This is a genomic window from Bacillus sp. BR3(2024), assembly GCF_039134555.1.
Lineage (GTDB): Bacteria > Bacillota > Bacilli > Bacillales > Bacillaceae_G > Bacillus_A > Bacillus_A cereus.
In genome coordinates, this window is record NZ_CP152433.1 from 4240454 (window position 1) to 4253324 (window position 12871).

The window sequence follows — 12871 nt, forward strand, 5'->3', positions numbered from 1 at the left end:
GTTACACCTCCTGCACTTTTTCTATTAAACGGATATACTTTCCGTAATCAAGTTCGATCGTCTTAAGCGAAACAACTAATCCTTCTAAAAGCGTTTGTGCTTTTTCTGCTGCATGAACGTCTAAATCATTAGGCAATTCATACGTTAAGAATCCGCCATCACTTCCGAGTTCAATAGTTGCTTGCACATTACAAAGTTCTTCCACTGCATTTATAGAACCAAACACAACCGCTGTAGTTCCAGCACAGACAAGGTCTTGTCCATGTGGCGCATAATCGGCATGTCCAGTCATTTTAAATGATTGGATACTTCCTAATTTCGTGCGACTTATCGTAATTTTAATCATGTTAACCAGAATTAAGCGTTGATAGCTTCAACAACTAGCTTAGTGTAAGGTTGACGATGACCTTGTTTCTTACGATTGTTCTTTTTCGCTTTGTATTTGAAAACGATGATTTTCTTAGCGCGACCTTGTTTTTCAACTTTCGCAGTAACTGTTGCACCTTCTACAACTGGGCTACCAACTTTAACGTTTTCGCCACCAACGAAAAGAACTTTGTCAAAAGTAACAGTTTCACCAGCTTCAACATCTAATTTTTCAATGTAGATTGCTTGACCAGCTTCAACTTTAATTTGTTTTCCACCTGTTTCGATAATTGCGTACATACTTGCACCTCCTCTTAATTACTAAGACTCGCCAAAAACGAGGTAGACATAAATGCCTTTAGGGAACCTGTCTTGTGCGGTTGTAGCATATAGCCGTTTAGGTGCTATAAACTATAACATAAAGATGTTATCATGAATCATAGACGGTTGTCAATAAATGTTCTGCTAACTATTTTTTCCGTTCTACAATTTCTTTTTTACTTCCAAAACGAACGATAGCATACTTTTCGATAATATCATCTTTGAAATAAATTTCAAATGGAATATTTTTTTGTAATCCTTTTTGCAAAAACTGTTTTTGCAGTTCTTTAGGCGCAGCGATTAATACTGCTTCATCTTCTATATTGCCATATGTGATTAGTTCTCTCTCTAACTCATACGCAATTGTTTCATGCGACATCACATAACCCGTCGCTTTGCAAGGTACACACTCTTTTAATAATACGTCCCGTAAAGAATGCTTTTTACGTTTACGTGTCATTTCCAAAATCCCTAGCTCCGTAAAGCCGAGCACCCTTGTATATGTTCGGTCATCTTGCATAGCAGCTATGAGACATTCTCTTACCTTTTCTTTATCTTCTCTTTTTTTCATATTAATAAAATCAATTAATATCATACCACCAATATCACGAAGTCTTAATTGGCGTGCAATTTCTTCAGCGGCTAGCTCATTTGTACGAAGTACTGTATCTTGTAAATTTTGTTTTCCCGTAAACTTGCCCGTATTCACATCAATTACAGTCATCGTCTCCATTTGTTCTACAATTAAATAAGCACCATTTGGAAGCCAAACAATTTTTTGGAGTGCTTTCTCAATCTCACGCTCTATTCCAAAATGGTTAAACATCGAAGACTTTTCATTATAAAAAGATACTTTTTCTTTTCCAACTTTGTCTTCTAATTCCTTTACTATACTTCTTGTATCTACAACTACTTTTTCAATTGTTTCAATTGGGTTCTCTTGAAATACACGATCTAAAAAGGTCGCCGGTCGATGAAGTAATAACGGCACCTTTCCTTGACCCTCTTTTCTTTTTAACTCTTCATACAACTGTTGTAATCCTTGCATTTCAGCTTGTATTTCTTCAATTGCTTCTTTTTCAGAAGCAGAACGGAAAATGTACCCCCCCGTTCCCTCTATTTCAATTTGGAGTAACTGTTGTCTTCTTTTATTATTTTTTATTTTTCGAGAAACAGCGCGCATCTCATCAAACGGCATATAAACGACATATTTCCCGGTAAATTCTATATTCGCTGTCAATTTAGGCCCTTTCGTATCAATTGCCTCTTTCACAACTTGTACGAGTATCGCTTGCCCTTCATGTATACGATAAGAAGATGGTACATCATCGTATGAAAGGTAAGCATGTTTTTCTAAACCGATGTTTACAAAAGCTGCATTCATTCCAGCAATTGTTCTTACGACACGTCCAACATAAATATGCCCAACAATCTCTTGCTCTTCATTACGTTTCCATAAAAACTCAACAATCTTTTTCTTCTCTTCAATTGCAACGCGCTTTTCCGAACCAGCGTAATTCACATATAACGTTTTCAAAATTATTTCCTCACTTTATAATCTTCTTTGCTTTTACAATAATAAAAGGTTAGTGCTATCGTCAACACTAACCGATTAATTCTTCAACTGATGAAGTTGTTCGTTTTTCAGTAAAATATGCATAGAGCAATTCATTTTCATCCAATGTGTAATGCTCTTTATATTTTCCACGGACGATAATAGAATGCTTATATCCTCTACGAAATTTTGTGAAGATCGTATATAAACGATCTTCCGTTTGCACTTCAATAGGTGCAATCTTTTCGATTCCTCTTTTGTTTCCATAATAACGTTCTAATAAAAAACGCATAAATGCATACCGTCTTTGTTTCCACTCTTGATATAATGACACTGCTAAAAATATGAGTAGTACCCACATCATAATATTGTTACTATTCCAAAGTAACTGCCATCCTAATATTACACTAAAAAAAACACATGACAATTGCATCATCTTTTCATGTGCTTGTAAATAAGGGAAACGATATGATAATACATTAAACAATACTTTCCCGCCATCTAACGGCCAAATAGGAAGTAAATTGAATGCTAAAATAATTATATTATTCCACATGAAGAAATAATATAAATCTGCATTCAGCCAACCAGCTTTGAACAACATATAACCTACCAGCATCATCCAAACATGTTGAATCGGTCCTGCAATTACGACAACAAGTTCCTCTTTCAATGACTTATTACCATGTTCCTCAAGCTCGGCAACGCCACCAAACGGCAAAAGCTGAATTCTTTTTATACGCCAATTATAGTGTGCTGCTGCAAAAGCATGCCCAAGTTCATGAATAAGAACAATACAAAATAACAGTAGTAACTCTTTAAAACGCGCAGTAAAAATACCAATGACAATAATAACCCAAAATAATGGATGCACGGAAATTTTCGTTAAAACGTCCCTATATTTAATCAAATGATATCACCTGGATCGGATCAATAAATTTCTCATTCTTTTTTATCGCGAAATAAAACTTTCCATTTTTATCATTTGTATCATTACTCACCGTTCCAATTTTTTGTTTCTTTGAAACGTAATCATATAATTTCACTGACATATCGTTTAAGTTTGCATACCATGACTCCGTACCATCTGCATGTTGAATTTGAACTGTATTTCCAAGTTCCTCTTTCTTGCCTGCAAAAACAACTAACCCTTCATTTACTGACTCCACTTTTGCATTTGTAGCTGTTTGGACAAATACACCTTGGCCATTTTTTTGAAACCCTTGCATTACCTTTCCAGAAGCAGGAATTGCATAATCTTTTTGCTGAATACTTCCTTCTTTTTTCTCGTTCGGCGAATAGAATACAAGCGGTTTTCCAAATTGCTTTTCGTACCATTTCGCTACAGTAGCAAACTGAAATTCCTCTTTCATCACTTTTTCTGTAACAGCTTTAGCTCCATTGAATGAAGAAGGAGCATTCTTATATAAAATAGCAACCGAAAGAACTAATATTGCTGATAATAAAACTTTGAAGAAAAAGACTTCCTTTCGAAATAAAGGATGCATTTCCTTTTCTCCATCTTCAATAAATACTGCTTCACTATCAAAATTCCCTCCGTTAAAATACTGCTCTTCCTCCATCCTTGCTTGCTCGGCCTTCCTTTTTGCAATCCGCTTTTTAATTTCTTCTACGCGTCTATTCTTCATACTGTCTCCTTTCTTTCGTTAAGCTAATTTCATTAGAAACAGTTGTATACAGTTTGTACATATGTATGAGCTAAGAAAGAAAGATATTCGTGTGAAGAAAAAAGAAAGCACCTCGCATATGTGCGAAGTGCTCTTAACGGATTCCAAAGAAGTTTTTCACCTTTGCAAATACCGATACCTTTTCTTGTTCAAATGCTTGTAATGGTACATTCTCACCTAACAAGCGTCTTGCAATATTACGATAAGCCAACGCTGCTTTTCCGCTTGGTTGCAACGCCACAGGTTCACCTGTATTTGTAGCTCGAATAACTTCATCGTCATCTTCGACAACACCAAGAAGCTCGATTGACAATGTACGTACAATTTCATCAACATCTAACATATCCTGTTCATGAAGCATATGACTACGTACACGGTTAATAACAAGTTTGGGTGGTTCAATATCCTCTTTTTCTAAAAGCCCAATAATACGATCCGCATCGCGCATTGAGGATACTTCTGGAGTCGTAACAACGATTGCTTTATCCGCACCAGCTACCGCATTTTTAAATCCCTGCTCAATCCCCGCAGGACAATCGATTAATATGTAATCATAATCTTGACGTAATACTTGTATTAATTCATCCATTTGTTCAGGTGTTACCGCTGATTTATCACTCGTTTGTGCTGCAGGTAATAAATAAAGATCATCAAAACGTTTGTCTTTAATAAGAGCCTGAGGTAAACGGCAACGCCCTTCAACGACATCAACAAGATCAAATACAATACGATTTTCCAGCCCCATTACTACGTCTAAATTTCGAAGACCGATATCTGTGTCAATTAAGCACACTTTCTTTCCAGATAACGCTAGGGCCGTACCAATGTTCGCAGATGTAGTAGTTTTACCTACTCCGCCTTTTCCAGATGTAATTACTATTGCCTCTCCCACAGCTATACAATTCCCCTTTCTAACTTTGTTAAATTAGGTCTAAGATGAGTGAGAAGTTGCAGGCGATCGACAACAATGTGATTGTTCTCATTAATATACGCACATTCTGCCGCCTCCGCTCCGTCTTCTTTCTCTTCCGGAGCCCGCATTGCCACATCACTAATTCGAAGTTGCATCGGGTTCATAACAGATGCAGCGATTACAGCATCCGAATCCCCATAATACCCAGCATGTGCAATTCCTCTTAATGATCCTACGACAAAAATATTCCCCCCAGCGATAACCGTTCCGCCTGGATTAACATCTCCAATTAACAACAAATTTCCTTTTACATGTAAAACTTGTCCAGAGCGAACAATTTTGGAAATAGGGACAATTTCTGTTTCTTCTTTCCAAGCTATTGCTTCTGCTTTAGTGATAACATCACTTTCAATTGAATCCACAACAAGATTCTTTTTATTACGAATTAACGTACGAATCTCTTCTTGTTGGACTTCTGTTAAATAACGATTTCCTACTTTCACATGCACTTCAATTAAAGAGCGCCCATCACCATCGTAGTAATGTGTAGAAAGTTTTTCGTCTAATTCCATCAATAATTCTGAGAATGAACAACAATCATCTAAATGAAGCGTTATCCCATCTTTTGTCCCTTTTATCGTTACATTTTGTTGCTTTTTTTCTTCCACTAAAGTTCACCCCACCGATTCAATTCGACATAAAATTAGAAAATCCTTTTTTCTTTTTCTTCCATCGCTTTTGAAAGACGCACTATATATCGTCTCAGTGGGAAACAAACTATCAATAAGAAAATAGCATTTAACAATAAAGTAGAAAGGAGACGATCTGTGAAAAAGACATACGCTGGCATATGAGTACGTCCTAATAAAGTTAAGAATCCATACACATAATACTCTAGTGCTACAACGCTAGCTAATATGATAGAAACAACAATAAATAAATTCAATTGTAGTACTTTCATCACACTATATACTAAATAAGCTAAAATCGGATAAGCAAAAATATATATCCCGACAAGTTCTGTGTATACGGTATCAAATAAGAAGCCAAATAATAGTCCGTAATAAATCCCTTGGACCGGACTATAATACACTGTAATAAAACATAAGACGATTATAAAGAAATGCGGTGCTGCTATGCTGTCTTTCCAAAACACATCCGTTGGAACAACAGTAGCAAACATATTTTCAAATAGAAACACAAAAAGGAGCAAAAGAGGAAGAGCTGCTCTTTTTAATATCTTCATCATCTCTTCTTCTCCTCCTATTCTAATGGCGCTGAAGGTGTTGCACGTTTAGCAACCGTAATATGCTCTACGTCATTTAAATCAGCGGCAGGTTTTACATAAGCTGTTTTTGTTAAGCCATATGCATCCGGCTGAACTTCAACGATTTTTCCAATTACAAGACCTTTCGGGAAAATATCACCCAGTCCAGATGTTACAACTAGTTGATCTTTCTCTACCGGTGCATCAGAGCCAATCTTTGTGAAAAGAAGTAATTGCTTTTCTTTGTCATAACCTTCAATCAATCCAAAGATTTTCTCTTGCCCTTGTACAATAGCAGAAACGCGATTTGTTCGGCTCATAGAACTTAGTAATTCTACTGATGATGTAAACTGAGATACACTTTTCACTCTTCCAACTAACCCTTGTGAAGTTACTACAGCCATATCTTTTTTAATTCCTTGCTGTGCCCCTTTATCAATTCCAATTAAATCGTACCATTTATCTGGATTACGAGAAACAACAGTAGCTGGAATTTCAGTATACCCGCTATTTAACTCTTTTTTACCAGTTAGCTCTTGTAACTTCTTGTTATCATCTTCTAATTGTTTTACTTTCCCTGATAGACCTGCATAATTATCTAATTTTGCTTTTAATTCTTTATTCTCTTCATACGTGCGCTTTACATCCTCTACATTTTCGAAGAATCCAGCTACGTATTTCGCTGGCTTTTGGAATACACGTTCTACAACACCGACAGTATCTTTAACAAACTGCTCTGGCCATGTTAAACTGTTCCGTTCTTTCAATGAGATTCCAATCAATGCCACGAGAAGAATAATACTAACCAACAAAACAATTAATCTTTTGTTTAAGAAAAACTGTGGCACGTTCACACCCTCTTAATTTCACTGATTTTTATTTTGCAATATTATCGAGCAGCAGTTTTGAAAAGATCGATATTGTCTAATGCTTTACCTGTTCCAATTGCTACGCAATCTAATGGATCTTCTGCAACAAGAACTGGCATTTTCGTTTCTTCACTAATTACTTTATCTAAATTACGTAGTAATGCCCCGCCACCTGTTAATACGATACCGCGGTCCATAATATCAGCCGCTAATTCAGGTGGAGTTTTTTCTAACGTATTTTTAACTGATTCTACAATCGCATCTACTGTATCTTTTAATGCATCTGCAATTTCTTCTGGCTGAATTAGTACTGTTTTTGGTAAACCACTTACTAAATCACGACCGCGAATTTCCATAGGCTCGATACCTTCTGGCTCACCTGCAGAACCAATTTCTAATTTTAATGCTTCAGCTGTTCTTTCACCGATCATTAAGTTATAGCTTTTCTTAATGTACTGAATGATTGAATCGTCCATATCATCACCAGCAACACGGACTGACTGGCTTGTTACAATACCACCTAGAGAAATAATTGCAACTTCTGTTGTACCACCACCGATATCAACAACCATACTACCAGTTGGTTCCCAAACAGGTAAGTTTGCACCAATTGCTGCTGCAAATGGCTCTTCGATAGGATAAGCATCACGAGCACCCGCTTGACGAGTCGCATCGATTACTGCACGTCTTTCTACAGCTGTAATACCAGATGGTACACATACCATTACATACGGCTTACGTGAGAAGAAACCGTTTGATTTTTGAGCTTGTTGAATGTAATATTTCATCATTGTTGCAGTTGTTTCATAATCAGCAATTACACCGTCTTTCATCGGGCGAAGTGCCACAACGTTCCCTGGTGTACGACCAATCATTTGTTTTGCATCGCTACCTACAGCAACGATTTGTTTCGTATCAGTTTGTAACGCAACTACTGAAGGTTCACGTAAAACTACACCTTTTCCTTTTACATATACAAGCGTGTTCGCAGTTCCTAAGTCTATTCCAAGATCGCGAGTAAATCCACCAAATCCAAACATATTATTTATCTTCCTTTCTTGTTTTCACGGACTCATTTTTTCTTACTTTATATTATAAAAACAGTACGTTTTTTATATCTTTATCCTTTTTGTAGATAAATTTCTACAAAAAACTCATAAATCACATTATAAAACAAAATAAGTAAAAAGCATAGTCTTAAATATGACCTTTTTCCTTTAAACTCACGAATTTATGGTCACCTATTATAATATGATCAAGCACTTCAATTCCGATAATCTGGCCGCATTCTACTAAGCGTTTTGTTACTGCAATATCTTCACGGCTCGGCGTGGGATCTCCTGAGGGATGGTTATGAAGACATATGATAGAGGCTGCTGCACGACGGAAGGCTTCTTTAAAAACTTCCCTCGGGTGTACAATTGACGTGTTTAAACTTCCAATAAAGATCGTTTGCCTATGTATAACTTGATTTTTTGTATTTAAATATAAACATGTAAAGTTCTCGTAAATACGAAAAATTACAAAACAAAAGAGCACAGCGTGTATAAGTAGTGCTACCAACACTCTTATACCGTTCACCTGAGCTGACCAGGTAAACACTTGCTATACTCTCATGAGTTATTGTACATCATGCAGGGTCTATTAAGCAACGTTTACCAAATTATTGGTGACGTTGCTTTTTTGTTTCCGAGAAGGAGACATATAATATGGAAAAGAAATGCATAGACGTAATAGCAAGCGAAGAATCATTTCGTAACTTATCACCATTTATAGAATTGGAAGAACTCAACAAAACTATACGTACATACAGAGATAATATCCGTATGTCTATTAAGCGTACGGATGTACAATCTAAACTCATTACATTACTTGAAATTTTAAAGTGCCACAGCTGCAAATATGTAGGTGTTAGTTTCCTTTGCAAAAATTCAATTGCTGACATGATGGAAGTTTCATATAAAACTGTACAACGTTTAATGAAGAAACTTGTGGATTTAGAGATGATTAAACAAGTAGCAATGAAACGTAAAAAGGATATGCTTCAAACTTCTAATGCTATTATTATTCAACCAATTGTGGAAGAAATGTCCGACAAGGTAGATACTAAAAGTCCTACAAAGTGTCCTACCATTAAAACAAAACCTATTTCCTTAAAACAAAATATAAAAGATAAAAACAAACGTAATAGTAATGAGGATAGCAATACTCCAGAAAAGAATATTGAACAAGCTGATTTCGTTGCTCACTGGGTACCAGAACGTTTTGTTTCTTTAGTTAGCTCTTTTTACAGTGAATCTAAAACAATTCAAGAACTGTGGAAGGTCGTAAGACAGTGTAATAAAACCATTAACTTCTCTACAGGTGATAAAGCATTTACTAAAGACCAGGAACTTACTATTGGCTTAAAAGCTATCAAAGAATTTGTTATGAAGATTAAATCCGGAGTAAAAATGAAGAAAGGTAAATTCGCTTATTTCAACGGAATTGTAAATAAATTAATGGACAAGTTCTATTTCGATAAGGAATTTATGGGAGCATAATCCCCATTAAAAAGACGAACAAGCGTTTGATTTTTTGTTATTACCTTGGTATTATATGGCTATATATTTCATACAAAAAGTGAGGATATACACCATGAAACCATTGACAAGTAGACAAGCTGAAATTTTAACTTTAATCCAAGAAAAAGTAATAGAAAACGGATATCCTCCCACTGTTAGGGAAATTTGCCAAGCAACCGGACTCGCTTCTAGTTCTACAGTACATATGCACCTAATGCACTTGGAAGAAAAGGGATATATCCACCGCGATCCATCCAAATCACGCACAATAAAAGTTTTAGTAGGAAGCAATATTTAAACAAGTAGAAACGAGGAAACAACATGGAGAATTGGGGAGTTCCAAGAATAAAAGGTCGCGGCATGGTAAAGTGGCAAGCTTTTAAAAGTCTTCCAGAGCAATATGAAGCAATAGATCAAATGATCGAAGAACAATACAAGGTTCCAAAACCATTCCTGACTGATGATACTAAAGAGCGAATAGAGCGAAGTTTAAGTGAATCTTTGCAGAACGCCAAAGAAATACTTGTTTCTTATTACAGAAATGGATTCGTACATGAAGAACATATAACAGTAATTAACATAGATGTACATTCAAAAATAGTTTTATGTACTGACGCCTTCCGGTTAAATATGAAATTTAAAATTGATGAATTTATCGATGTGAAATAATGAAGCATTTACAGTTGTTGCATGAAATTGGTATGATTTAGGTATTATTTCAAGGAGGTTTTTTCATGAGTTATGATACAGTCGCATCCTTACAACGTATGCAACAATTACAACAATCTGAAGCCGCTGCTGGGGATAGATTAATTTTAAAAAGAGCTGATTCTAAAGCAGAACTTATAATCACTGTTTCTGCAATAGTATTAATTCCTTTCACATTAGGAATATCCCTTGTATTATTCGCAATTTGGTTCTTAATAAAAGAACTTACAGCTAAAACATATTTAGTAAAAAATGTAGCTACTGGTGAGAAGTTTAGAGTCGACCGGAATGACTTTAAACAATATAAAAAAGACTTTAAAGCGAAAGAAAAAGAAGTAAAGAAAATCTCAGACTTATAAGGTGTGAGAATGAGAGGACGTTAATCTATGAAAGTTATTCGTTCAATCTTTAACGCATTTCGTTTATTGAGTAAAATCATAAACCCTATATTAAAAGCATTATCTAAAAGTAAATTTTAATTACATATGAATAAGAAAAGACTTATTAAAGTCGATTTCTAACTATTACATATTAATAGTGTTTTTTAGAAAGGGTGTTCTTTTTGGATTTTATATTAAATAATTGGGCTAGTATTCTTAGTATCATTAGTTTCATTTTATCTTGCTTTGCTTTATATTTTAATTGGCAGAACACCAGCATTAACAAGAAAAAATTTAAAAATGAGCAAGATAATAAAAAGAAAGCAAAGATAGTTTGGCAAGAAATAAAGGGAGATAGTAACTTAAATGGTGCCAAATTAATAAAGATAAGTAATACAGGAGAATCTGATGCAAAAAACTTTAATATCACTATCAATGATAATGCATTAGAAAAAATACAAAAAAATGATATACAACCAGGGAATTCATATCCGACTACCTATCTATATGATGGACTAAAATTAACGAATTGGAATGATAATTTCATTCCAAATGAAATTAGTGCGGGTTTATCAATTACATTTGAAGTTAGGTCTAATCTTATTAGTAGTCAATTCGTTTCAGTAAAATGTATCTGGGATGATGAATTTGAAGAAGGAAGAGAAATATCATTTAAATATATACCTGGAAATACTAAATTAGCAAATTAATAAAAAAAGCCGCCCTATTAAGGACGGCTTTCATTGTTTATTTTTTAATGTACTCGTACCACCAATTTCTATCATCCATCCAAGCTGTGATTTTATCTAATTCACCGTTTGGCAATACTTCAGTTTGTAAATATGCTAAGCCAGTTATTGGATCTGCAATAACTTCTCCTTTTGTTCCGCGCTCATTCATAACGTTTACGACTTCCTGTACCAATGAAATACCGAAACCACCAGATTTAACATATTGATAGCCACCATTGGTAATAGCTTGTTCTGTTTGTTTATCTCCTGTAAACCAATCTAACGTTTTATTTCCTTGAATTAAATTGATATCCACTTTTCCAATACCATCAATATAACCATTATCAGTATATTGCCAGATATCACAAGGATAGGATGGTTTCCTCTGTGGGCTACCATCATTTGTTCCGTATCGTGGTAACCAAATAAAATCAGCTTGTACACTTTGTAAATTATATTCACCGTACATGTGATGCGCTACATAAAATCCTACTTTCCAACCTGCAGCTTTACATGTATCGATAAACACTTGTGATGCTTTAGCTAATTCATTAAGGTTACCTTTGCTCTTCATTGATTTTACTGTATCGTCTTCCACATCTAACACAAGAAATTTAGCATTAGGATTTACTCTCGCTAAGAAGTCCTTAGCTTCCACAATTGCATCCGCTACTGATACAAAACATCCATAAGCATATGCAGCATGTGGAATACCATATCTCTCTAAATTCACTACATGGTCATTATACAAGTGATCTACTAAATTCGAACCATATTGTACACGGCAAATAGCTAATTCAATTTGTGGTGCTGCAACTGGCCAATTCATTTTATTGTTCCATTTTGATAAATCTACAATGTGTCTCATTACTGTACATCTCCTTCAAATAATTTTTGTTTAATTTCTGTTACATCTTTAGAAATAGATCCAAAAGCCTTTGCCTGTTCTTCAATTACTTGCTGGTTTCTATCAATTACTTGTTGATATTTTTCTTCACGCTGCTCATTCTTTTTTTGTGTAGTAAATAGCATCCACACAAATAACGCTGCAAATGCACCTTGTTGAATGACTGAATTGAAAATTGCATCTTCCACCGTTCTCATCTCCTTTTTAGGCAATAAAAAAAGACCAGCTATTGCTGCTCCTGCTCTGTTTGTGTGTTATTTTCATTAGTTGGTGTTGGCGGTTCTTGGGATGGATAATTCCCTGTAAGTGATGTATAACACTCTAAACAAATGTTCTTTTTCGCAAATCCCATATCTAGTGGGTACAAACGCGCTCCGCGTTTACATATTTCACACAGCGTAGCAATTCGAAACTTTACTGTCCCATCCATCTCTCTCCATACTTCAACCCTGCTAACACCATTTAGAAGACCTGCATTATTTAACATATCAGCAGGTATTTGCACAAAAATCCCTGTCTCTGTGCGCTCTGCATCCACCAGCCTCCCCACAAAAGGAAAGCCTTCACCTGCTTGAAGTGGCATCATTTGATTCTCATTCATT

General features: G+C 35.3%; 18 protein-coding genes, 1 pseudogene and 1 other annotated feature. Of the genes and pseudogenes, 5 read left to right on the forward strand and 14 right to left on the reverse strand.

Annotated features, from left to right (window positions below; genetic code table 11):
* Window position 1: 1 nt before the first annotated feature.
* From V7S45_RS21785 to radC, 11 genes and pseudogenes are all read right to left on the reverse strand, one after another.
* Window positions 2-346 (reverse strand): ribosomal-processing cysteine protease Prp, encoded by a 345-nt coding sequence (locus tag V7S45_RS21785; RefSeq protein WP_001973720.1) that lies wholly within the window; start codon window positions 344-346, stop codon window positions 2-4.
* An 11-nt stretch (window positions 347-357) separates the two neighbouring features.
* Window positions 358-666 carry a 50S ribosomal protein L21 gene (rplU, locus tag V7S45_RS21790; protein ID WP_000270907.1) on the reverse strand — a complete coding sequence of 103 codons (309 nt, stop codon included), beginning with the start codon at window positions 664-666 and terminating at the stop codon, window positions 358-360.
* A gap of 14 nt (window positions 667-680) precedes the next feature.
* Window positions 681-758: a sequence feature (ribosomal protein L21 leader region), on the reverse strand.
* Window positions 759-835: 77 nt separating this feature from the next.
* Entirely contained in the window at window positions 836-2224 is a 1389-nt protein-coding gene (locus V7S45_RS21795; RefSeq protein ID WP_089607649.1) for an Rne/Rng family ribonuclease, read from the reverse strand.
* Between the two features lie 67 nt (window positions 2225-2291).
* On the reverse strand, window positions 2292-3152 hold the full coding sequence (spoIVFB, locus tag V7S45_RS21800; RefSeq protein WP_000599058.1) for a stage IV sporulation intramembrane metalloprotease SpoIVFB: 861 nt from the start codon (window positions 3150-3152) through the stop codon (window positions 2292-2294).
* The gene (spoIVFA, locus tag V7S45_RS21805; protein WP_089607650.1) at window positions 3145-3891 is read right to left on the reverse strand and encodes a stage IV sporulation protein SpoIVFA; all 747 of its coding nucleotides are present in this window, start codon (window positions 3889-3891) and stop codon (window positions 3145-3147) included. Before spoIVFA ends, spoIVFB begins: the two co-directional genes overlap by 8 nt.
* A 133-nt stretch (window positions 3892-4024) precedes the next feature.
* Window positions 4025-4822, reverse strand: coding sequence for a septum site-determining protein MinD (minD, locus tag V7S45_RS21810; RefSeq protein WP_000503309.1), 798 nt, complete (start codon window positions 4820-4822; stop codon window positions 4025-4027).
* A 2-nt stretch (window positions 4823-4824) separates the two neighbouring features.
* Window positions 4825-5511 (reverse strand): septum site-determining protein MinC, encoded by a 687-nt coding sequence (gene minC, locus V7S45_RS21815; protein ID WP_000391521.1) that lies wholly within the window; start codon window positions 5509-5511, stop codon window positions 4825-4827.
* A gap of 35 nt (window positions 5512-5546) precedes the next feature.
* The gene (gene mreD, locus V7S45_RS21820) at window positions 5547-6092 is read right to left on the reverse strand and encodes a rod shape-determining protein MreD (RefSeq protein WP_000975766.1); all 546 of its coding nucleotides are present in this window, start codon (window positions 6090-6092) and stop codon (window positions 5547-5549) included.
* Between the two features lie 14 nt (window positions 6093-6106).
* Window positions 6107-6958, reverse strand: a complete 852-nt coding sequence (mreC, locus tag V7S45_RS21825; protein WP_001135488.1) for a rod shape-determining protein MreC — start codon at window positions 6956-6958, stop codon at window positions 6107-6109.
* Window positions 6959-6999: 41 nt separating this feature from the next.
* Window positions 7000-8019 (reverse strand): cell shape-determining protein MreB, encoded by a 1020-nt coding sequence (gene mreB, locus V7S45_RS21830; RefSeq protein WP_000466736.1) that lies wholly within the window; start codon window positions 8017-8019, stop codon window positions 7000-7002.
* A 157-nt stretch (window positions 8020-8176) separates the two neighbouring features.
* Window positions 8177-8485 (reverse strand): annotated as a pseudogene (radC, locus tag V7S45_RS21835) (DNA repair protein RadC); the annotation flags it as partial.
* Between the two features lie 203 nt (window positions 8486-8688).
* On the opposite strand from radC, the gene V7S45_RS21840 reads away from it, so the two are divergent.
* The 5 genes from V7S45_RS21840 (at window position 8689) to V7S45_RS21860 (ending at window position 11341) form a co-directional block, all read left to right on the forward strand.
* The gene (locus V7S45_RS21840) at window positions 8689-9522 is read left to right on the forward strand and encodes a helix-turn-helix domain-containing protein (RefSeq protein WP_342761467.1); all 834 of its coding nucleotides are present in this window, start codon (window positions 8689-8691) and stop codon (window positions 9520-9522) included.
* 94 nt (window positions 9523-9616) lie between these two features.
* On the forward strand, window positions 9617-9841 hold the full coding sequence (locus V7S45_RS21845) for a helix-turn-helix domain-containing protein (RefSeq protein ID WP_342761468.1): 225 nt from the start codon (window positions 9617-9619) through the stop codon (window positions 9839-9841).
* Between the two features lie 23 nt (window positions 9842-9864).
* Complete coding sequence (locus tag V7S45_RS21850) at window positions 9865-10212, forward strand: YolD-like family protein (RefSeq protein ID WP_342761469.1); 348 nt, start codon at window positions 9865-9867, stop codon at window positions 10210-10212.
* Window positions 10213-10277: 65 nt separating this feature from the next.
* On the forward strand, window positions 10278-10610 hold the full coding sequence (locus tag V7S45_RS21855) for a hypothetical protein (RefSeq protein ID WP_049106735.1): 333 nt from the start codon (window positions 10278-10280) through the stop codon (window positions 10608-10610).
* Between the two features lie 203 nt (window positions 10611-10813).
* Window positions 10814-11341 (forward strand): hypothetical protein, encoded by a 528-nt coding sequence (locus V7S45_RS21860; protein WP_342761470.1) that lies wholly within the window; start codon window positions 10814-10816, stop codon window positions 11339-11341.
* Window positions 11342-11378: 37 nt separating this feature from the next.
* On the opposite strand, the gene V7S45_RS21865 is transcribed toward V7S45_RS21860, so the two are convergent.
* From V7S45_RS21865 to V7S45_RS21875, 3 genes are read right to left on the reverse strand one after another with little or no spacing between them, the layout of a single operon-like run.
* A complete protein-coding gene (locus V7S45_RS21865; protein ID WP_342761471.1) occupies window positions 11379-12230 on the reverse strand; it encodes a GH25 family lysozyme in 852 nt (283 codons plus the stop codon).
* Window positions 12230-12466: a BhlA/UviB family holin-like peptide gene (locus V7S45_RS21870; RefSeq protein ID WP_001261076.1), complete on the reverse strand. Its 237-nt coding sequence runs from the start codon at window positions 12464-12466 to the stop codon at window positions 12230-12232. Before V7S45_RS21870 ends, V7S45_RS21865 begins: the two co-directional genes overlap by 1 nt.
* 29 nt (window positions 12467-12495) lie before the next feature.
* Window positions 12496-12870: a hypothetical protein gene (locus tag V7S45_RS21875; protein ID WP_098287016.1), complete on the reverse strand. Its 375-nt coding sequence runs from the start codon at window positions 12868-12870 to the stop codon at window positions 12496-12498.
* Window position 12871 lies beyond the last annotated feature (1 nt).